Annotated in this window: 20 protein-coding genes and 2 pseudogenes; 14 read left to right on the top strand and 8 right to left on the bottom strand. The window is 46.0% G+C overall.

Features of this window, described 5'->3' with window-relative positions; translation table 11 throughout:
• The first annotated feature begins 6 nt into the window (after positions 1–6).
• The 9 genes from murD (at position 7) to lpxC (ending at position 10,370) form a co-directional block, all read left to right on the top strand.
• Entirely contained in the window at positions 7–1,317 is a 1,311-nt protein-coding gene (murD, locus tag ACE1SE_RS14705; protein ID WP_374053680.1) for a UDP-N-acetylmuramoyl-L-alanine--D-glutamate ligase, read from the top strand.
• Entirely contained in the window at positions 1,317–2,510 is a 1,194-nt protein-coding gene (gene ftsW / locus ACE1SE_RS14700) for a cell division protein FtsW (RefSeq protein ID WP_374051499.1), read from the top strand. Before murD ends, ftsW begins: the two co-directional genes overlap by 1 nt.
• Positions 2,507–3,592, top strand: a complete 1,086-nt coding sequence (murG, locus tag ACE1SE_RS14695; protein WP_374051498.1) for an undecaprenyldiphospho-muramoylpentapeptide beta-N-acetylglucosaminyltransferase — start codon at positions 2,507–2,509, stop codon at positions 3,590–3,592. Before ftsW ends, murG begins: the two co-directional genes overlap by 4 nt.
• Positions 3,593–3,628: 36 nt before the next feature.
• On the top strand, positions 3,629–5,104 hold the full coding sequence (murC, locus tag ACE1SE_RS14690) for a UDP-N-acetylmuramate--L-alanine ligase (RefSeq protein WP_374051497.1): 1,476 nt from the start codon (positions 3,629–3,631) through the stop codon (positions 5,102–5,104).
• On the top strand, positions 5,097–6,017 hold the full coding sequence (locus ACE1SE_RS14685) for a D-alanine--D-alanine ligase (RefSeq protein ID WP_374051496.1): 921 nt from the start codon (positions 5,097–5,099) through the stop codon (positions 6,015–6,017). Before murC ends, ACE1SE_RS14685 begins: the two co-directional genes overlap by 8 nt.
• Before the next feature lies 1 nt (position 6,018).
• The gene (gene ftsQ / locus ACE1SE_RS14680; RefSeq protein ID WP_374051495.1) at positions 6,019–6,834 is read left to right on the top strand and encodes a cell division protein FtsQ; all 816 of its coding nucleotides are present in this window, start codon (positions 6,019–6,021) and stop codon (positions 6,832–6,834) included.
• A 32-nt stretch (positions 6,835–6,866) separates the two neighbouring features.
• Positions 6,867–8,123, top strand: coding sequence for a cell division protein FtsA (ftsA, locus tag ACE1SE_RS14675; protein ID WP_374051494.1), 1,257 nt, complete (start codon positions 6,867–6,869; stop codon positions 8,121–8,123).
• Positions 8,124–8,189: 66 nt separating this feature from the next.
• Complete coding sequence (ftsZ, locus tag ACE1SE_RS14670) at positions 8,190–9,353, top strand: cell division protein FtsZ (RefSeq protein ID WP_374051493.1); 1,164 nt, start codon at positions 8,190–8,192, stop codon at positions 9,351–9,353.
• Positions 9,354–9,452: 99 nt separating this feature from the next.
• Positions 9,453–10,370: a UDP-3-O-acyl-N-acetylglucosamine deacetylase gene (lpxC, locus tag ACE1SE_RS14665; protein ID WP_099131612.1), complete on the top strand. Its 918-nt coding sequence runs from the start codon at positions 9,453–9,455 to the stop codon at positions 10,368–10,370.
• Between the two features lie 104 nt (positions 10,371–10,474).
• Here the strand turns inward: lpxC and ACE1SE_RS14660 are convergent, their stop codons facing one another.
• A complete protein-coding gene (locus ACE1SE_RS14660; RefSeq protein WP_374051492.1) occupies positions 10,475–11,011 on the bottom strand; it encodes a DUF721 domain-containing protein in 537 nt (178 codons plus the stop codon).
• Positions 11,012–11,048: 37 nt separating this feature from the next.
• On the opposite strand from ACE1SE_RS14660, the gene secM reads away from it, so the two are divergent.
• Positions 11,049–11,603, top strand: a complete 555-nt coding sequence (gene secM / locus ACE1SE_RS14655) for a secA translation cis-regulator SecM (RefSeq protein ID WP_374051491.1) — start codon at positions 11,049–11,051, stop codon at positions 11,601–11,603.
• Between the two features lie 93 nt (positions 11,604–11,696).
• On the top strand, positions 11,697–14,405 hold the full coding sequence (gene secA, locus ACE1SE_RS14650) for a preprotein translocase subunit SecA (RefSeq protein WP_374051490.1): 2,709 nt from the start codon (positions 11,697–11,699) through the stop codon (positions 14,403–14,405).
• Between the two features lie 241 nt (positions 14,406–14,646).
• On the opposite strand, the gene ACE1SE_RS14645 is transcribed toward secA, so the two are convergent.
• Both ACE1SE_RS14645 and ACE1SE_RS14640 read right to left on the bottom strand, forming a co-directional pair.
• Positions 14,647–15,036: a DUF4440 domain-containing protein gene (locus ACE1SE_RS14645; RefSeq protein ID WP_374051489.1), complete on the bottom strand. Its 390-nt coding sequence runs from the start codon at positions 15,034–15,036 to the stop codon at positions 14,647–14,649.
• Complete coding sequence (locus tag ACE1SE_RS14640; protein ID WP_374051488.1) at positions 15,036–16,418, bottom strand: MFS transporter; 1,383 nt, start codon at positions 16,416–16,418, stop codon at positions 15,036–15,038. Before ACE1SE_RS14640 ends, ACE1SE_RS14645 begins: the two co-directional genes overlap by 1 nt.
• Before the next feature lie 108 nt (positions 16,419–16,526).
• Here ACE1SE_RS14640 and ACE1SE_RS14635 point away from each other — a divergent pair, with 108 nt between their 5' ends.
• On the top strand, positions 16,527–17,414 hold the full coding sequence (locus ACE1SE_RS14635) for a LysR family transcriptional regulator (protein ID WP_374051487.1): 888 nt from the start codon (positions 16,527–16,529) through the stop codon (positions 17,412–17,414).
• A gap of 206 nt (positions 17,415–17,620) precedes the next feature.
• Here ACE1SE_RS14635 and ACE1SE_RS14630 read toward each other — a convergent pair.
• The 4 genes and pseudogenes from ACE1SE_RS14630 to ACE1SE_RS14615 all read right to left on the bottom strand — a co-directional run.
• Positions 17,621–18,288: pseudogene (locus ACE1SE_RS14630) on the bottom strand (IS1 family transposase).
• Between the two features lie 234 nt (positions 18,289–18,522).
• Complete coding sequence (locus ACE1SE_RS14625; protein ID WP_374051486.1) at positions 18,523–18,816, bottom strand: hypothetical protein; 294 nt, start codon at positions 18,814–18,816, stop codon at positions 18,523–18,525.
• Positions 18,816–19,211 (bottom strand): hypothetical protein, encoded by a 396-nt coding sequence (locus ACE1SE_RS14620; protein WP_374051485.1) that lies wholly within the window; start codon positions 19,209–19,211, stop codon positions 18,816–18,818. Before ACE1SE_RS14620 ends, ACE1SE_RS14625 begins: the two co-directional genes overlap by 1 nt.
• Before the next feature lie 131 nt (positions 19,212–19,342).
• Positions 19,343–20,224: pseudogene (locus ACE1SE_RS14615) on the bottom strand (CHC2 zinc finger domain-containing protein); the annotation flags it as partial.
• A gap of 147 nt (positions 20,225–20,371) precedes the next feature.
• Between ACE1SE_RS14615 and relB the strand changes: the two are divergent.
• Both relB and ACE1SE_RS14605 read left to right on the top strand, forming a co-directional pair.
• Positions 20,372–20,722, top strand: coding sequence for a type II toxin-antitoxin system RelB family anti-toxin (relB, locus tag ACE1SE_RS14610; RefSeq protein WP_374053679.1), 351 nt, complete (start codon positions 20,372–20,374; stop codon positions 20,720–20,722).
• Between the two features lie 130 nt (positions 20,723–20,852).
• Positions 20,853–21,173 (top strand): SymE family type I addiction module toxin, encoded by a 321-nt coding sequence (locus tag ACE1SE_RS14605; RefSeq protein ID WP_374051484.1) that lies wholly within the window; start codon positions 20,853–20,855, stop codon positions 21,171–21,173.
• Positions 21,174–21,244: 71 nt separating this feature from the next.
• On the opposite strand, the gene ACE1SE_RS14600 is transcribed toward ACE1SE_RS14605, so the two are convergent.
• Positions 21,245–21,526 carry a contact-dependent growth inhibition system immunity protein gene (locus ACE1SE_RS14600; RefSeq protein WP_374051483.1) on the bottom strand — a complete coding sequence of 94 codons (282 nt, stop codon included), beginning with the start codon at positions 21,524–21,526 and terminating at the stop codon, positions 21,245–21,247.
• Positions 21,527–21,529 lie beyond the last annotated feature (3 nt).

The raw sequence follows: 21,529 nt of genomic DNA, 5'->3' as shown, positions 1-21,529 counted from the left end.
CGTCTCATGACGGAATACAAGGGTAAAAAAGTTGTTATCGTTGGCTTAGGGCTGACCGGTCTGTCCTGCGTTGACTTTTTTATTACACGTGGGGTGATCCCGCGTGTGATGGATACCCGTATAGTACCACCGGGCAGTAATCAGTTGCCTGATAGTGTCGAATGTCACACCGGCAGCCTGAACACACAATGGTTGGTAGATGCTGATTTAATCATAGCCAGTCCAGGTATTGCGCTAGCAACGCCAGAATTGCAAGCGGCGGCTGATGCCGGTGTTGAAATTATCGGTGATATTGAGCTGTTTTGTCGCGAAGCGACTGCGCCAATCGTTGCCATTACGGGTTCAAATGGTAAAAGTACCGTGACTACTCTGGTTGGCGAAATGGCGAAAACAGCAGGGTGGCAGGTTGGTGTAGGTGGCAACATTGGTATCCCTGCACTGGAATTGCTGAAACAGTCTTGTCAGCTTTATGTACTGGAGCTGTCCAGTTTCCAACTTGAAACAACTTACAGTCTGAAAGCAGCGGCAGCGACGGTGCTGAATGTGACCGAAGACCACATGGTTCGTTATCCCAAAGGGTTGGCACAGTATCATGCAGCAAAATTGCGTATTTACAATCAAGCGAAAATTTGTGTGGTCAATGAACAGGATGCGCTGACACTACCAGAAACAGGCAAAGACAGCCGTTGTATCAGTTTTGGTGTGGATAGTGGTGATTATCAGCTTGACAGTGAACACCAACAACTGATGGTCAATCAACATCCTGTGCTGGCAACACGTGAAATACAGTTGGTCGGGCAACATAACTATGCCAATGGATTGGCAGCGTTAGCACTGGCAGATGCTGTAGGTATTCCTCGTGCGGCCAGCCTTCAGGCTTTACGTACTTATTCCGGGCTGGAACACCGTTTTCAGGTGATTCACATGAGAAATGGTATTCGTTGGGTGAATGATTCTAAAGCAACCAATGTTGGCAGCACCCAAGCGGCATTGAGTGGATTGAAGCTGGAAGGAACACTCTATCTTTTATTGGGAGGAGATGGAAAAGCGGCGGATTTTACTCCACTGAAACCTTATATATCGGGGGAACATATTCGTCTTTACTGTTTTGGTCGTGATGGAGGGCGGCTGGCACAACTGCGCCCGGAAATTGCAACACTGACAAAAACAATGGAACAGGCGATGAGAGAAATTGCACCCAAGCTGGTTTCTGGCGACATGGTGCTGCTGTCACCCGCTTGTGCCAGCTTCGATCAGTTCAATGGTTTTGAACATCGCGGTCATGAATTTGCCCGTTTGGCAGAGGAGTTAGGCTGATGACCATTCCAGGCCTTGGTAAATTTAAAACTTGGTTAGCGGGAAATGTGGAACCCGATGCCACAGATACCGTTATGTATGATCGTACTCTGGTCTGGATGATATTAGGGTTAGCTGTGATTGGCTTTGTCATGGTAACGTCGGCATCAATGCCCGTTGGCCAGCGCCTTGCCCAAGATCCCTTTATCTTTGCACGACGTGATGCCATTTATTTGTCACTGTGCTTTTTCTTATCCCTGATTACGCTGCGCATTCCGATGGACTTCTGGCTGCGTTATAGCAATGTCATGTTATTAGTGACAATCATGATGCTGGTTGTGGTGCTGTTTGTAGGGAGTTCAGTCAATGGGGCATCGCGTTGGGTCGCAATTGGCCCATTACGCATTCAACCAGCAGAATTGTCGAAACTATCACTCTTTTGTTATCTCTCCAGTTACCTGGTTAGAAAAGTTGAGGAAGTAAGAAACAACTTCTGGGGATTTTGCAAGCCGATGAGTGTCATGGTTGCATTGGCAATATTGTTGTTAGCACAGCCCGATCTGGGAACCGTGGTGGTGTTATTTGTAACAACGTTGGCACTGCTGTTTCTGGCAGGCGCAAAATTGTGGCAGTTCCTTGCCATTATTGGCTGCGGAATATTTGCCGTGTGCGTACTGATTGTTGCTGAACCTTATCGTATACGCAGGGTGACCTCTTTCCTGAATCCGTGGGAAGATCCTTTTGGCAGTGGTTATCAGTTAACCCAATCGTTAATGGCATTTGGTCGCGGTAATTTCTTTGGCCAGGGACTGGGAAATTCAGTCCAGAAACTCGAATACCTGCCGGAAGCCCATACTGACTTTATTTTCTCCATTCTGGCCGAAGAATTGGGTTATTTCGGTGTGGTTTTAGTGCTGGCAATGGTATTCTTCGTCGCTTTCCGCGCCATGATGATCGGTCGTCGGGCATTGCAGCTTAATCAGCGGTTTTCTGGTTTTTTAGCTTGTGCAATCGGCATATGGTTCAGCTTTCAGGCGTTCATTAACGTTGGTGCGGCGGCAGGTATGTTGCCAACGAAGGGATTAACATTACCTTTAGTCAGTTACGGTGGTTCGAGTTTGATAGTAATGTCAACGGCCATCGTCTTGTTGTTGCGAATTGATTATGAAGTACGTCTGGCAAAAGCACAGGCGTTTGTAAGGAGCTCTAAATGAGTGGCAAAAACCGGCGTTTGATGGTGATGGCTGGTGGTACGGGGGGGCATGTGTTCCCGGGACTGGCCGTTGCCCACCATTTAAAAGAGCAGGGGTGGGATATTCGCTGGTTAGGAACCGCGGATCGCATGGAAGCTGATTTAGTTCCGAAACATGGCATTGATATCGAATTTATTCAGATTTCGGGCTTGCGGGGCAAGGGAGTTAAAGCGTTACTTGCTGCCCCAATGAGAATTTTTAAGGCTATTCGACAGGCAAAAGCCATTATGCGCCGTTATCAGCCCGATGTTGTGCTGGGAATGGGAGGATATGTCTCTGGGCCAGGTGGGATCGCAGCATGGTTGTGTGGCATTCCGGTAGTACTGCATGAGCAAAATGGTATTGCGGGACTCACTAATCGTTGGTTAGCCAAAATTGCCAAAACCGTTTTACAGGCATTTCCAGGCGCATTCCCCAGCGCGCCGGTTGTTGGTAACCCTGTCAGGGAGGATGTATTGGCATTGCCAGAACCAATGCGGCGTTTGGCTGGGCGTGAAGGACCTGTTCGGGTGCTGGTCGTTGGCGGCAGTCAAGGCGCCAAGGTCCTGAACCAAACTATGCCAGAAGTTGCCGCTCGCCTGGGTGATAAAATCACTTTATGGCATCAGGCAGGCAAGGGCGCCAGAGAAGAGACGCAGAAACAATATGAAGATTCAGTTAAAACTGAATTCAAAGTGACTGAATTTATTGATGATATGGCACAGGCTTATGCGTGGGCTGATATTGTCGTATGCCGTTCCGGTGCACTTACGGTCAGTGAAATTTCTGCCGCAGGCTTACCGGCGATTTTTGTTCCTTTCCGGCATAAAGATCGACAGCAATATTGGAATGCCTTGCCTCTGGAAAAAGCGGGAGCCGCAAAGATACTCGAACAGCCCGAATTTACGGTTGATGCGGTTGTAGGGTTATTGACCCAATGGCAACGCCCGCAATTGTTAGAAATGGCAGAAAAAGCACGCTCAGTAGCCATCATTAATGCAACCGAACGTGTAGCAGCAGCATTGATTGATGCTGTAGAGAATCATTCAGGCCGTTCCAGATAGAACGGTGATGTAAACATAACGAGTGAAGATTAAAACGTGAATACACAACAGTTGGCGAAATTAAGAGCTTCAGTGCCTGAAATGAGAAAAGTCAGGCATATCCACTTTGTTGGCATCGGTGGTGCTGGCATGGGTGGTATCGCCGAAGTGTTGGCTAATGAAGGTTATCAGATAAGCGGTTCTGATTTGGCTCCCAATCCTGTCACACAGCAATTAATTGCACTGGGTGCAACTATTTATTTCAATCATCGCCCAGAAAATGTGCGGGACGCTAGCGTAGTCGTAGCATCCACGGCTATTTCGGCAGAAAACCCCGAAATTGTGGCTGCACGTGAAGCGAGAATTCCAGTGATCCGTCGTGCGGAAATGCTGGCAGAGCTTATGCGTTATCGTCACGGTATCGCTATTGCGGGAACACATGGAAAAACCACCACGACGGCAATGATTGCAGGCATTTATGCACAGGCGGGGCTTGATCCTACATTTGTGAATGGTGGGTTGGTCAAAGCAGCGGGTACACATGCTCGCTTAGGTAGCAGCCGCTATCTGATTGCAGAAGCCGATGAAAGTGATGCTTCATTCTTGCACTTGCAGCCCATGATGGCGGTCGTTACCAATATTGAAGCTGACCACATGGATACCTATCAAGGGGATTTCGAAAACTTAAAGCAAACGTTCGTTAACTTCCTGCATAACCTGCCATTTTATGGGCGTGCGGTTATGTGTATTGACGATCCTGTCGTGAAAGAACTGATTCCCCGCATTGGGCGTTATATCACGACCTATGGTTTCAGTGAGGAAGCTGACGTCCGTATTACCCATTATGAGCAGAAAGGGGCTCAGGGATTTTTCACTATCAGCCGATTGGATTTACCGGATTTGCATGTAGTGTTAAATGCCCCTGGTCGCCACAATGCGCTGAATGCAACTGCCGCGGTTGCAGTGGCAACAGAAGAAGGCATTGATGATACCGCTATTCTGGCTTCTCTGGCTGAGTTTCAGGGAACCGGACGTCGCTTTGATTTTCTGGGAGATTTTCCTCTTAAACATATCAATGGTAAAGAAGGTAGCGTGATGTTGGTCGATGATTATGGTCATCACCCAACAGAAGTTGATGCCACGATTAAAGCGGCACGAGCGGGTTGGGGGGATAAACGCATTGTCATGGTATTCCAGCCACACCGTTATACAAGAACTCGTGATTTATATGATGATTTTGCCAATGTCCTGAGTCAGGTGGATGTTTTATTAATGTTGGATGTGTATGCCGCAGGTGAAACCCCGATCCCAGGCGCGGATAGCCGTTCTTTATGCCGTACTATCCACAGTCGTGGCAAGTTGGATCCGATTTTTGTATCAGAGCCTGAACAAGTTTCAATCATTCTGTCGCAGGTGATAGAAAACAATGATTTAGTATTGGTACAGGGTGCCGGTAATATCGGTAAAATAGCGCGCAATTTGGCTGAAACAAAATTGCAGCCATCTTTTTATGAGGGAGGACATCATGGTTGATAAAGTTGCTGTTCTGTTGGGCGGAACTTCCGCTGAACGCGAGGTTTCATTGCAATCAGGACATGCGGTTGTGGCAGGACTGAAGGAAGCGGGCATTAATGCTTATTCAGTTGATACAAAAGACTTTGATGTGACTAAACTCAAAGAGGAAGGATTCAATAAAGTCTTCATTGCACTGCATGGCCGCGGTGGTGAGGATGGTACGTTGCAAGGTTTGCTGGAGTTTTTGCAAATTCCTTATACCGGCAGTGGAGTGATGGCATCTGCCTTGTCAATGGACAAAATGCGCACAAAACAACTCTGGCAGGGAGCAAAACTGCCTATTTCACCTTATGTCGTAATTAATTCTCCAAAATTTGAACAACTTAATGATTTTCAACTCAAAGAGTATGTTCAAGAATTAGGTCTGCCATTAATGGTTAAACCGAATCTGGAAGGCTCCAGCGTAGGGATGACTAAGGTGAATGAATATGCCGAATTGCGTAATGCTCTGGAGCTGGCATTTAAATACGATACTGATGTATTGGTTGAAAAATGGCTGTTTGGCCCTGAATATACCGTCGGATTTTTGGGAGACGAGGCTCTTCCTTCTATCCGTATTCAGGCCTCAAACACATTTTATGATTACGAAGCGAAATATATTTCCAACCAAACGCAATATTTTTGTCCAAGCGGCTTGAGTGCGGAAAAAGAGCGAGAGCTATTAGATATCGCTTTAAGAGCGTACAAGGCGCTGGGATGCCATGGCTGGGGGCGAGTCGATATCATGGATGATGGGAATGGTAATTTCTACCTGTTGGAAGCGAATACTTCCCCTGGCATGACCAGCCATAGTCTGGTGCCAACTGCTGCGCGTCAGGCCGGATTAAGTTTTTCTCAACTCGTAGCGAGAATTTTGGAGTTGGCTGATTAATATGTCGCAGGCAGCCCGAAATAGCCGGGAGCGGGAGGGTGAAGCGCAGAGATTTCGTCCCAGTAATGGTTACTATCTGACAGGGATTGCCTTTTTCTTGATGGTAGTTGGCACCATCATATGGGGGGGCTGGATGACACTGGACTGGATGAAAGATCCTGACAGATTACCACTCTCGAAGCTGGTATTGACTGGTGAGCGCCATTACACCACGAATGATGATGTAAGGCAGGCTATTTTGTCTCTGGGATCTCCCGGAACATTTATGACTCAGGATGTCAACGTCATTCAGGAACAGATTGAACAACTGCCATGGATCCGGCAGATCACTGTTAGGAAACAATGGCCTGATGAACTTAAAATACATCTGGTAGAATACGTCCCTTATGCGCGTTGGAATGATACCCAACTGTTGGATGCTGAAGGTCGGGTATTTAGCTTACCTATAGAGCGCAGTGCAAATGGGCAGTATCCGATGTTGTATGGGCCAGAAGGCAAAGAGAAAGAGACATTGAATGAATACCACACAATGGCAACTTTTCTTGAAAAACACCAGATGAAATTAAAAGCAGTGATCATGACTGCGCGTAATGCCTGGCAACTGATATTGGATAACGATATCCGTTTAGAGTTAGGAAATCGAGATAAAATGAAGCGAATGAAACGTTTTGTTGAACTTTATCCGGTGTTGTTGAAAAACACTGAAAAACGTGTGGCTTATGTTGACTTACGTTATGACAGTGGTGCTGCGGTAGGTTGGGCTCCTTTATTAACTGATACGCCAGTTTCAATCAACGGGCAAGAAAACAAACAGTGACTGGTAATAATACAGAGACAGGCAGAATAACGATGATCAAATCAACGGACAGAAAATTGGTAGTTGGCCTTGAAATCGGTACAGCAAAGGTATCTGCCCTGGTTGGTGAAATTCTGCCCGATGGTATGGTTAATATTATCGGAGTAGGAAGTTGCCCATCCCGCGGCATGGACAAAGGCGGAGTCAATGATCTTGAATCGGTCGTCAGGTGCGTACAGCGTGCTATTGATCAGGCTGAACTCATGGCCGATTGCCAGATATCTTCAGTCTATCTGGCGCTTTCTGGCAAGCATATCAGTTGCCAGAACGAAATTGGTATGGTGCCGGTTTCAGAAGAAGAAGTTACACAGGATGATGTGGACAGTGTTGTCCATACCGCTAAGTCAGTTCGTGTTCGTGATGAACACCGTATTCTGCATGTGATCCCACAGGAATACGCGATTGATTATCAGGAAGGGATTAAAAATCCGGTTGGGCTCTCTGGTGTGCGCATGCAGGCGAAAGTCCACTTAATTACCTGCCACAACGACATGGCGAAAAACATCGTAAAAGCTGTTGAACGTTGTGGTTTGAAAGTTGATCAACTTATTTTTGCAGGATTGGCAGCAAGTTATGCTGTATTGACAGAAGATGAACGTGAATTGGGGGTCTGTGTCGTTGATATCGGCGGCGGAACGATGGATATCGCTGTATACACTGGCGGTGCATTGCGTCATACCAAGGTGATTCCTTATGCAGGCAATGTGGTGACCAGTGATATCGCTTATGCGTTTGGTACTCCTCCCAGTGATGCTGAAACCATCAAGGTTCGTCATGGCTGCGCATTGGGTTCAATAGTGAGCAAGGATGAGAGTGTAGAAGTCCCAAGTGTAGGAGGACGCCCTCCTCGTAGCTTGCAGCGTCAAACATTGGCTGAGGTGATCGAACCCCGTTATACCGAACTGCTGAACTTAGTGAACGATGAAATTTTGCGATTGCAGGAGCAATTGCGGCAGCAGGGAGTAAAACACCACCTAGCGGCAGGGATTGTCCTGACAGGAGGGGGCGCCCAGATTGATGGTCTGGCCGAGTGTGCTCAGCGGGTATTTCATACCCAGGTTCGCATTGGTCGCCCTCTGAACATCACTGGATTGACAGATTATGTGCAGGAGCCTTGCTATTCAACAGCGGTTGGCCTTCTGCATTATGGCAAAGAATCTCAGCTTGGCGGAGATTCCGATGCTGATAAAAGAACGTCAGTAAGTGGCTGGTTTAAGAAAGTCAGCAACTGGCTGAAAAAAGAATTTTGATTTTTTATACAGAGGCCATGACAATGTCGCCGGCCTCGATATAAAGGCACAAAACGGAGAGAAATTATGTTTGAACCACTGGAATTAACCAACGACGCGGTGATTAAAGTCATCGGCGTCGGCGGCGGCGGCGGTAATGCTGTGGAGCACATGGTGCGTGAGCGTATTGAAGGAGTTGACTTCTTTGCGGTTAACACGGACGCTCAGGCACTGCGTAAGACGGCTGTTGGTCAAACTATCCAGATTGGCAACGGAATTACAAAAGGATTAGGCGCTGGTGCGAACCCTGAGGTTGGTCGTACTGCTGCGGAAGAAGACCGCGAATCATTGCGTACTGCACTGGAAGGTGCAGATATGGTATTTATTGCTGCTGGTATGGGCGGTGGCACGGGAACGGGAGCTGCACCTGTTGTAGCTGAAATTGCCAAAGAACTTGGCATATTAACCGTTGCCGTTGTGACTAAGCCATTTAATTTTGAAGGCAAAAAACGGATGGCCTTCGCGGAACAAGGGATCACTGAATTATCCAAGCATGTGGATTCACTGATCACTATTCCAAATGACAAGTTATTGAAAGTCCTGGGACGAGGCATTTCCCTGTTGGATGCATTCGGTGCAGCCAATGATGTTCTGAAAGGCGCGGTTCAGGGTATTGCTGAACTGATTACTCGCCCAGGTCTGATGAATGTTGACTTCGCTGACGTTCGTACCGTGATGTCGGAAATGGGTTACGCCATGATGGGGTCAGGTATTGCACAAGGTGAAGATCGTGCGGAAGAAGCCGCAGAGATGGCTATCTCCAGCCCATTGTTGGAAGATATTGATCTTTCTGGCGCACGTGGCGTTCTGGTTAACATTACAGCGGGCTTTGACCTGCGTTTGGATGAATTTGAAACAGTGGGTAACACAATCCGTGCATTTGCTTCTGATAATGCAACGGTAGTTATCGGTACGTCATTGGATCCAGATATGAATGATGAGCTGCGTGTAACCGTTGTGGCAACAGGCATTGGCATGGACAAACGTCCAGAAATCACCTTGGTGACCAATAACAAAGCTCCTCAGACAAACCCGATGGAGCGCCGTTACCAGCAGATATCTGGCGGAATCTCTTCATTATCTGATGAGAACAAAACGGTAGCAAAAGTCGTCAATGACCAAAATACACATACGAGCAAAGAGCCTGATTATCTGGACATTCCTGCATTTTTGCGTAAGCAGGCTGATTAATTGCTAAAAAATTGGCTTCTCCGCTTTTTGTGTTAAACTATCCTGCCAGTCATACATTATAGTGATTGGCGGGATAAGTAACATTGCGAGATATAAACGATGATCAAACAAAGGACACTAAAACGTATTGTTCAAGCGACCGGCGTCGGTTTGCACACCGGTAAAAAAGTCACGCTGACAATGCGTCCAGCGCCGGCTAATACCGGGGTCATCTATCGTCGTACTGACTTGAATCCTCCGGTTGATTTTCCGGCCGATGCTAAATCTGTGCGTGATACTATGCTCTGTACTTGTCTGGTAAATGAGCATAATGTGCGTATTTCAACAGTTGAACATTTGAATGCAGCGCTGGCAGGTTTAGGGATCGACAATATTGTTATTGAAGTCGATGCACCAGAAATCCCGATTATGGATGGCAGCGCTAGCCCGTTTGTTTTTCTGTTATTGGATGCGGGTATTGAAGAGCTTAATGTCGCGAAGAAATTCGTGCGAATGAAAGAAAGCGTCCGTGTGGAAGACGGTGATAAATGGGCTGAATTGGCACCTTATCATGGTTTCAGTCTGGATTTTACCATCGACTTTAATCATCCGGCGATTGATGCGAGTACCCAGCGCTATGGACTGGAGTTCTCAGCGGATTCATTTGTTCGCCAGATTAGTCGTGCGCGTACTTTCGGATTTATGCGTGATATTGAGTATTTGCAATCTAAAGGCTTGTGCCTTGGTGGCAGCTTTGATTGTGCGATTGTCGTTGATGACTACCGCGTACTCAATGAAGATGGTTTGCGTTTTAAAGATGAATTCGTCCGCCATAAAATGTTGGACGCCATCGGCGATCTGTTTATGTGTGGGTATAATATCATTGGTGCCTTTACTGCGTTTAAATCAGGCCATGCACTAAACAACAAGTTACTGCAAACTGTCTTAGCACAGGAAAGCGCTTGGGAATTTGTCACATTTGAAGATGAAGCTGAAATGCCACTGGCTTTCCGCGCTCCATCACTGGTGTTGGCATAATGGCTGACATGTGTATTGATAAAGAATGTTGAGAACATTCCTATGATGCACCAATGGATGATGTTATCTGTCACGCTTCTTTCACTGATGTTTTTTATTCAGCGCTAACGCTTCTTTTTGGCTGTACTGGTACCCTCTCCGGCCAGCGCAGCCAACCGTTCTAGTTTCTTTTTCAATTTTTCAGGGCTGTTTTCAGCCAATATCATTAATGTTTTTGCACTTTCATGAGTGAGCTGGCGCTTTGGTAATTCCTTATTATCATTACTGGATGCTCTGGTTGATAATTTTGAGAATCTTTGTTCATTATTATCACACTTAACCATTAATGATGGGTTAATCCTGATGTCGATTGAGGATAAAGATGGTAGAATTTCGCTTCTCAATGTAGACAGCAAGACAGGGATTTCATAACGCAGTCGGGTCATCCAACTGGCATTTCCTGCTTCCAGTACCAGAATTTGTTTGCGATAATTGGCAACCCTGCACCACGGGTGCAATTGTGCAGGAAGCAAACTGAGAACGGCACGGTTGAGTTTCAATAATGCGATGGCATGTTGTTGAATGATTTGAAGTGGGCTTTTTCCGACAGTTGCCGCGTCTTCAAACAGCTTATCCAGTGATTGTGGGCGGCTATCTCGCATAATAGGGGCAGTTCCAGTATTTATTAATGAAGGATTAATGAGTATTTTAAATCTTTGGCGACAATTTGGTAGGCGTTATTTTTGGTCTCACCTTTTACTGGGCATGGTTGCTACAGGAATTGGTGTTCCTACTGTTTTCGCTGGAGTAACAGAAAGCCTGCATCATACAAATACTTCGTCTGCTCAAGGAAGCCGTCATCAGGTATTTTCCTCTTTTGAGCACTTATTTAAATTACACTTACTCCAATTAAAAAGTGTCCAGCGCCAACCCGCTAATTATTTAAATTACTGGCAGCAACATGCCGTCCGTAATGTGATCCGCCAACTTTCTTTTGCTTTTTCGGTTGCTGAGCCCGTAAGGTACGAAGACGCAAAAGAAAGTACCCGGATTTCTTCTCCAGCCATGCAACGACTTATGCTGGATATGTTGCATGCTATGTTGACGCAAGCACCTGTACCATTTGAAGAAATTATTTCAGATGTTGCGCTGGCTGATGCTGTACTTCCTGATACCCATACTCCAGCTCTCTGGGTCGCTAAAGTTCAGGGAATTAGGGCAGGACCAACGCCTAATCATTTATTTTTGCTTTAATGCTGTTGTCTTATTTCAATCTGAGTGTAATAAGACAATTTTTAATAAATGATTGATGGCTACAACAATAGCCCTATCTGAGATGTACTAATTATGCTGATTAAATTACTGACAAAGATTTTTGGTAGCCGTAATGACCGTACCTTGCGCCGTTTGCGCAAAGTGGTTGATGAGATCAACCGTATGGAGCCAGACTTTGAAAAACTCTCTGATGAAGAACTGAAAGCGAAAACAGAACAATTTCGTTCCCGCTTAAAAGAGGGAGAATCACTGGATAAAATTCTGCCAGAAGCGTTTGCTACTGTGCGTGAAGCCAGTAAACGTGTATTTGGTATGCGTCACTTTGATGTGCAGCTATTGGGCGGGATGGTCTTGAATGAACGCTGCATAGCAGAGATGCGTACAGGTGAAGGTAAAACACTGACCGCAACATTACCCGCTTATCTTAATGCCCTAAGTGGCAAAGGTGTTCACATTGTTACCGTGAACGATTACCTGGCACAGCGCGATGCTGAAAATAACCGCCCGCTGTTTGAATTCCTTGGCTTAAGTGTCGGTATTAACTTACCGGGTATGCCACCACCGGCAAAACGTGAAGCTTATGCAGCGGATATCACTTACGGCACTAACAATGAGTTTGGCTTTGACTACTTGCGTGACAACATGGCATTTAGTCCAGAAGAGCGAGTTCAACGCAAATTGCACTATGCGTTGGTGGACGAAGTTGACTCGATTCTGATCGACGAAGCTCGTACTCCACTGATTATTTCAGGGCCTGCGGAAGACAGCTCTGAGCTTTATATCAAAGTAGACAAGCTGATCCCGAAACTGGTTCGTCAGGAAAAAGAGGATTCAGATACCTTCCAAGGGGAAGGACATTTCTCTGTTGATGAAAAATCACGTCAAGTCAACCTGACAGAGCGTGGTCTGGTATTGATTGAAGAGTTATTGGTGGATGCTAAATTGATGGATGAAGGCGAATCCTTGTATTCACCGACTAATATCATGCTGATGCACCATGTGACAGCCGCTCTGCGTGCTCATGCCCTGTTTACCCGCGATGTTGATTATATCGTTAAAGAAGGCGAGGTTATCATCGTTGATGAACATACCGGGCGTACTATGCAAGGACGTCGTTGGTCTGATGGTCTGCACCAAGCTGTGGAAGCGAAAGAAGGTGTTGAGATTCAAAATGAAAACCAGACGCTGGCTTCAATTACATTCCAGAACTATTTCCGTATATACGAAAAATTAGCAGGGATGACAGGAACCGCCGACACGGAAGCCTTTGAATTCCGATCTATTTATAAACTGGATACCATCGTTATTCCAACTAATCGCCCAATGATCCGTCAGGATTTACCGGATCTGGTCTATATGACAGAAGAGGAAAAAATTGAGGCGATCATTGAAGACATCAGAGAGCGGACAAACAATGGCCAACCTGTTTTGGTGGGAACAATCTCGATTGAGAAATCGGAACTGGTGTCTAACGCATTAACCAAGGCTGGCATTACGCATAACGTTCTGAACGCAAAATTCCACGCATTAGAAGCCGACATCATCGCGCAGGCTGGTCAGGCTGGTACAGTGACGATTGCAACCAACATGGCGGGACGTGGTACAGACATCATGTTGGGGGGGAGTTGGCAGTCGGAAATCGCTAAACTGGAAGAGCCAACTGAAGCACAAATCGAGAAAATCAAGGCAGAATGGCAAGAGCGCCATAATGCGGTATTGGCAGCAGGCGGTTTGCATATTATCGGTACGGAACGTCATGAATCACGCCGTATTGATAACCAGTTACGTGGTCGTGCAGGCCGTCAGGGTGATGCGGGTTCTTCACGTTTTTACCTCTCAATGGAAGATTCCTTAATGCGCATTTTTGCTTCCGATCGTGTGACCGGCATGATGCGTAAACTTGGCATGCAGCCAGGGGAAGCAATCGAACATCCATGGGTGACTAAAGCGATTGCGAATGCTCAGCGTAAAGTTGAGAGCCGTAACTTTGATATCCGTAAGCAGTTGTTGGAATATGATGATGTTGCGAACGATCAGCGCAGGGCAATTTATGCTCAGCGTAACGACTTGCTCGATGTGAGCGATGTCAGCGAAACCATCACCAGCATCCGCGAAGATGTCTTCAAAATAACCATCGATGCTCACATTCCACCGCAATCACTGGAAGAAATGTGGGATGTTGAAGGATTGCAAGAACGTTTAACCAACGATTTCGATTTGAATTTGCCAATCAAAGAATGGCTGGACAAAGAGCCTGAATTGCACGAAGAAACATTGCGTGAACGTATTTTTGAAAAAGCGATCGAAATTTATAAGCAAAAAGAAGAAATTGTCGGTGCAGAAATGATGCGTAACTTTGAAAAAGGCATCATGTTGCAAACTCTGGACACATTATGGAAAGAGCATTTGGCAGCGATGGATTACCTCCGCCAAGGCATTCACTTACGCGGTTACGCTCAGAAAGATCCAAAACAGGAGTATAAACGCGAATCTTTTGCCATGTTTGCCAATATGCTGGAATCACTGAAATATGAAGTGATCAGTACCTTGAGCAAAGTTCAGGTTAGAATGCCGGAAGAAGTTGAGGCGCTTGAACAGCAACGTCGTGAAGAAGCTGAACGTTTGGCAAAACAACAACATTTGAGCCATGAAGTTGAACAGGGTGCGTTGATGTCAAAGGCCGAAGCTCAGATGGCAACGGGAGAGCGTAAAGTTGGACGCAATGATCCTTGCCCATGTGGTTCTGGCAAGAAATATAAGCATTGCCACGGTCGCTTATAAGTAGTGTGAGTTTATAAGCAAAAAAGCCCTGCCAGTGGTGAATCCAGTTACCACTGACAGGGGTTAATTTATCGAACACCAAAAGCAGGGAGATTATGGAGAACATTCCGGCTTTGTTGCTCATTTGTAAAGCTGCCTGTTGCAGGCTGACTTTGGGGATAATTTTTCAGGCTCGCTGACGCACATTACCAAAAAACAGGTTATCGGACATGCTATCATCAACAAGCCCATAATTATCCATTTAATCTGGATTGATTGGCTGTAATGTTTCGTGCAAATGAAGCCAGACAGGTGTATCTGCATGAAGGTTAAAGATAGCGGTTGACCAACGAATTGTGGTCTCTTTGTCGGGCTCGGTCTGCTGTTCACGATATAAAATCACTGCTCCATTCTCCCACTCTTGCAAGACAGACAGCGAATCCACGACAATATGTAATCCTGGGCGGCTTGCACGTTTAGCAATAAAAAAATGGCTCAGAGACTCATGATCAAGCATCGTGCCTGTTATCGTGATCATTGAATAATCCTGACTGAAACGGTTAAGGAGCGTCTGCTTGTCTCCTTCACCTTTGCCAAGCCAGTTCTCAATGGCAACATGAGCCTCCAATACTTCATTAATATAATGGTTCATTAGCTATTCTCTTCTGATGATAAAAGATTCAGTTTTATATTCCGGTTATTAATACTCAAGCTGAGCAGGAGTGGAATAAGAGTACCGGCTGCTGCTGTATAAAATGTCCACATATAAGCCTGTCGCAGTGCGAGATGGCTAATAAACAGATTGAGTAGCATGCTTAACAGTGCCACACCAAAACAGAAGCTGAGCTGACGGTTTATGTTCCACAATGCACTTGCTTCAGGCATGGCTGTAGCTGATACCTCAAGGAAAGCACTACTCTGGGCGGTGCTGCTACACAGACTTCCTCCCATTCCCATCAGTGCAAAAGCCGTTACCAGCAGGTAGTTCTGCCCGTCGTGGGTCACCACCGAAAGTAACAAAATGCCTATCGCCTGTAGCAGACAACCGGTCATGATGAGTGGCCGTGGTCCCAAGCGGTTAAATGTTTTGCCTGTAATAGTGATCGCTAGAAACGAAGCAAGTGACCAGGGAATCATTAATGCTCCTGTCTCTGCTGCGGACATACCGAGAAATGTCTGTAGATAAATAACGCCAACCAAACTTATTCCCATAAACAAGCCAGGTACGAACTGATAAACCAGCATTGAGAAACGCATTAATGGGTCAGAAAGGAGATGAAAGCTGAAAAGTGGTGCAGAATGTCGACTACTGCGAATAATGAAAAAAGCCAACAGAATGATACCTGATGAGAAAAGTATCGTGCCTTTTGCAAGGCTTCCCACCTCACTCATTTTTGTCATTCCGAGTAAAATGAGAAATAGACCAGCACATCCGATTACAAGGCCAGAGAAATCGAGAGCTTTATTTTTTTCAGAAGTGACCCCATCCTGTAACCATATGAAAGCCAGTATCAGTGCCAGCAGGGTTAGCGGCAGACTGGCAAAGAACACCCAACGCCAGTTGAGAGTTTGGACCAGCACGCCGCCCAAGGCAGGGGATAGTGCAGGGGCTAGTAGCGCTACCAACATAATTGCAGATGAAAGTTTAGCTCGCTCATGTTTTGCATAAAGCTGCCACGTCAACGCCTGACCGACCGGTATTAACAGTCCACCGCCAATGCCCTGCACAACACGACAGAAAACCAGTTCTTCAAGTGAATGTGCAAATCCAGATGCCGTTGTTCCCAATGCAAATAAGGCTAACGAAAGTAAAAACACTTGCCGAGCACCTGCCCGCTGTGTCAACCACGCACTGAGAGGGATAATAAGCGTAAGCCCACATATGTAGCCATGACTGATCCATGCTAACTCTGCCACGGAAGCATGCATTTCCTTACCTATAGTGGGATAAGCGACATTGGAGATAAACATATTTACTAAGTCGAGGAAAAAGCCAAGAAGGTAGACGACCGCAATTTTACTACGATAACTCATACTCTCTTCCCTGTTAAAAATGAATAATATAATTCCGGTAATGGGAAGGATAAAGAGCTGGCGCAGTGATACACTGTCAAAAAATATTTGACAGTAATGGGGGGATTTATGCTCAATTTACAGCGTGTAGCAATGTTTGTAGCCGTAGTAGAGGCGGGGAGTTTCACATCAGCAGCTACCACGCTTAGACAAACGAAGGCAGTAGTTAGTTTTAATATCCGGCAACTGGAGGCGGAACTTGGTGTATCGTTGTTGCTACGCACAACCCGACGTCTAGCACTTACGCAAGCGGGGGAAGCTTTTTACCTGCGTAGTGTTCACCTTCTAAAAGAAACAGAAGATATTGTGAACGATGTGCAATTCAGTCATAGAGGATTTAGTGGTGAGTTACGAATAACCAGCACATCGGAATATAGCACTACAATGATCATCCCCGCTTTAGTGGCATTCGGGCAGGCACACCCTGAGCTGAGTATTCACCATGTTTCGTCTTCCTATCATGCCGATCTTATTTCAGAGCACTTCGACGTTGCTATTCGTCTTGGCAAATTGACTGATTCCAGTTATCACGCAGCGTTAATAGACAACTTTTCAATAATTCCAGTAGCCGCTCCGCGATGGATTAAAAATAACCCAATAGATTCGCTTAATACACTAGGTAAGACAGAATGGGTTATTCATACTCGTCTCCAGTCCCCTTTACGCTGGCAAGTAACAGGTCCTGAACAGCAGAAGATCGATTTTTCCATCACTGGACCCGTCAGGTTCTCAACTGACAGTGCTTCTGCACTGATGAGTTTTATACTGGAAGGCTGTGGTGTTGCGCTGCTACCGGAGTGGCTCGTCCAGCCTGCTCTAGCAAGCGGGGCACTGCAGCATTTGCTGCCCGATTACCATTTCCCTTCGCAGGGTGTGTATGCGGTTTATCCTAATACCCGTCACATTTCCGCTAAAGTACGTGCTTTGATTGATTTTCTTCAGAAACGCTTCGCTTAAGCAAACTTGGATGTGTAACAGGGAACCTCTAAAAACTCTTAGAATCTTATATGGACACCGACTCAATTCAAGTAGGTAACGTATTTTTCTGACAAAAGTAGTCGCAAACATATATTCGGTTTCAACGAGCCCTGATGAAAATCCGCACTCTCTGCCCTTGCTAATTTAACAGCTTTATAAGGTCATGAATCCAATAGTTAGATTTATTATGAAATATAATAGTTACGCTCAATGAACGTGCCTATCACTTTATCGTGCATTGCTTCGGATTTGGAATAACCTATCGTTTTGCGGTTCAGCCTTTTTATCCTGATGCGCAGAGTGAGATTCGTTCTCTCAATGCGTTGGGTAAATTTCTTGCCTGTGAGGTGTTTCTCCGCAGGAAGGCAATCGTAGACAACATAGTCATCTGTGCAGTAGCACTGAATGTTGAAAGGAGCCAGAAATGCCAGTCGTTTTTTTAACGTTTTCCTGCGGCGGTCACCAAACACATGTGCCACGATCTTTTTCATGTTCGGCTCCCAGGCATACCAGAGCCAGCGCTGATTTTTCTTGTTACCGACAAATGACCACTGCTCGTCTATTTCACCGATAATCTGAATATCACTGCCCGCAAACGGCAGCGGGGTGGCGTGAGTTTTTTAATGTGCGAATAACGGTGTTAATGCCGACTTTCAGAACGCGAGCTGTGTCCCTGATGCCGGCGTTATTCATTGCCATATCAATAACCGGCTCCTTGATAGGTATAGTTCAGTTGAAAGGTTTTACGGCAGGCATAGCAGTGATAACGGGAATGTCCACTGCTTCTTTTTCCATGTCCTTTAACCGCTTCTGTTTTGTGACAGTAACGACAAACCACATCCACTTTAGCCATCTCTCACCCACAATAAAAAGTCGGGAGTTTATCACAAGATCTAATTATTGGGAGCATGACACGAACCATTAAACAACAGTACCAGCGCCAGCAAACCCAGCTCAGTGAGATTAAGCTCAAGATGCGGGAGCTGCTTGGCGACTACACAAGCCGCTAAGGGCTGGGACTGAGCGGCTCTTAAAAGAACAAAGCCGGAAGATCACGGGGATCTTTCCGGCTATTAGATTTCATCAGTTATAATTTGTGCATTGCTAGTTGAATTTTTTCTTCTAATTCAAATAAATTACTTGCTGAATCTAAATAAATAGGACTTTCCCAGTTAAAATCTTTAATTAATGCCAATTTAAACTGTCCATCGATTTCGAATGAGGGTCTCCAGCCTATATCTAAAAGATATCCATTAGGAAATTCTACCTGCAACATATCTTCTTTTAACTCATCAAGTTGATTCTCAAGCGGAATATCATCACTAATAGAAAAGTCATTAAAAATGATCATTCCACTTTTTTCTGAAAAATCAAAGTTCATTATTTTGTCAGTTTCCTAAATTCGTTCAGAGAGATTGGATGCCCGTGAATAGTACCGCCGCTATACTCAACCCTTATCCATTGACTTGGCTTACCTTCACTAGCTCCGATAATTTCCCCCATATCTTGAACTTTCCAAGGCTTACCATTTGTAACCGGTTGGCCTGTTTTATAAACAGAACGTTCTAATGCTTCAATGTTAATCTCTGGCGTATATTTAGCAGGTCCAGATTTCGTTGATTTAACAATATCTTTCCAAGACATATTTTTTTGAGGGAAATGCTTAAATCCGTGATTAGTCCAATCTGGATTTAACAACTTATCGCAGTCTTTACTCGCCAATCCAAAAGGATCAACCCAAGACAGCGGATTATGGACGTATGAATACGGATTCACCCCGCCCAGCAACCCAATCGGGTCTTAGGGCAGGTTCCGGTGCGGTTATACTTTTTTAAGCGATTTTTTTCCTGATTATCATCTTGTTAAAGAACCACCCTTACCCGTTTTGCCCATTCCCGCGAACCTAAAATGCCGTACTGCTCAAACGCCTGCCAGTGATCCGCGATGACGCCATTCACCCCGTAAGCCGCGGTGACATTGCGGTGTCCGGTAACCCAGAACGACATCGCATCAATCAGCGATTCGCACAGGATGAGCGATTTGGACGCCCCCAGCGCCGCCGCATTCCAGACCCCCTGATGGGCGCCCGGCAGGTACAGGTGACGGATAATCGATTGGCGCTGGTCGTCGCCGATTTTGCGCCCGTACAGCCCATGCACCTGCCCCTCAGCACCGATAACGGGCACAACCAGCGAACCACGCAGATGCTCACGCCCGTTCTCCCGCAACACCCCAGCGGCTGTCAGGCGGCGGCGGATTTCCTCGCCCGCTTTGACTTTTTTCGGTGGCAGCCGGTAGCCCAGCGTGCGGTTGGCAAAGCCCAGCTTAAAATGGCTGACCAGTTCAGGATGGTTGAGCCGCCGTTTGGACAGATACGCCTGCGCTTCCGGCGCATTCAGCAACGTATGGTGATAAAACGCAACCACCCGTGACAGCAATACCTGTTGCCCGACAGTCTCATCGGCCAGCTCCGCCGGCTGCACCAGCGGCTCCACGGCCGGATTGTGCCCCAGCACGGCACGCAGGCGCTCCACGGCATGGCGCAGGCTTAAGCCCTCGGTTTGCATCACCCAGTCCAGCACCGACCCGCCCGCATCACAGCCAAAACAGTGGTAGAGATTTTTCGCTGGCGTAATGACCATTGAGGGCGTTTTCTCCTGATGGAACGGGCACAACACGGTCATGTCTTTGCCGCGCTTAAAGAGCTGCCGCCCCTGCTGCTCAATGATGGCAACTAAGGGAACGGCGATTTTCAGGTGCTGTAATTCTGCTTCCGGGATGCGAGCCATACGATAATCCTTCAAAAACGTGTCAATAGGGTTTGGATAAAAATAACTCGACACCAATATACCACATATTGTAGTATGTACAACATATAGTAGTAAAACATGAGGTAAGTTATGGCTGTCTTATTACATTCAAAAACGGTAACAGCTATGGCTATCTTATTACATTCAAAAACGGTAACAGCTATGGCTATCAGTAACGAAGAGCGCGATTTTTTCATTGCATTAGGCGAACGGATCACCCTGCTACGTAAAGAGCGTGGAATAACTCAGGCTGAACTGGCACAGAAGCTCAACGTTTCACAACAGACGGTGCAGGCATGGGAAGCAGGTCGACGAAGGATAAAGGTATCTTCACTACCTATTGTGGCAGAAATATTTTCAGTTTCATTGGAAGATTTGTTTGGTGAGGAACCGGAAAAAAGCAACCGTAAACGAGGCCCAGCACCTAAGTGGAAGCAGCAGATTGAAGAGATTGATAATTTACCTAAGACAAAGTAGAAGATGATATCAGAGATGTTAAGCGCTCTGATAGCACAGGCGAGAGTAACAGACTGATAAATAACGCAGGGTTTAAAGGCTGGCACCTTTAAACCCTGCTCACCACAACCAACTGATTAGGAGTTGAATGATGGCTAAGGCGCATTCTAGGCAAAACCGTGCCGTAAATAAAGCGGCAAAAACAGAGCGTTATTACACCGTGGGATACGTACCGCAAAACGGCAGGCCGAACCCCCGACCCGCGATAAATTTAACGGGAAGGTGGCTTAAGGCAGCAGGGTTTGAGATTGGTGGCACACTCACGGTCAAGATTATGGAGGGCTGTCTGGTACTGATCCCCGACAACGACGATACCCGCACCATGAAGCAACAGTACCAGCGCCAGCAAGACCAGCTCAGTGAGATTAAGCTCAAGATGCGCGAGCTGCTTGGCGACTACAAAAGCCACTAGGGGCTGGGACTGAGCAGCTCTTAAAAAAAGGAAGCCGGAAGATCGCAGGGATCTTTCCGGCTTTTATTGGCTTATGAGTCTAAATAGCTTTGTATATTTATAAGCCAATTTATACAATCAGCTTTATCTTCAAAATGAATATTTGTGCTATCTATAATTTCATCCAATGGAAAAGATGCATCTTCTACTAATAATGAAGAGATTTCATCTAAAGCTGCGTTAATTACCTCATTACTAGTGACTTTTTTGAAAGATATAACTATTTCTTCATCAGTAAGATCTTCAAAGTCTGCATCAGGAAACCATGCACCAAAAAAGTTATATAAATTTTTATATTTTTCTCGAAAACTCATAAA

It is taken from the genome of Xenorhabdus taiwanensis, from assembly GCF_036512875.1.
In the GTDB taxonomy this organism is placed as follows: Bacteria; Pseudomonadota; Gammaproteobacteria; order Enterobacterales; family Enterobacteriaceae; genus Xenorhabdus; species Xenorhabdus taiwanensis.
The sequence above is the reverse complement of the archived record's forward strand: the minus strand, read 5'-3'. Positions and strand labels throughout refer to the sequence as shown.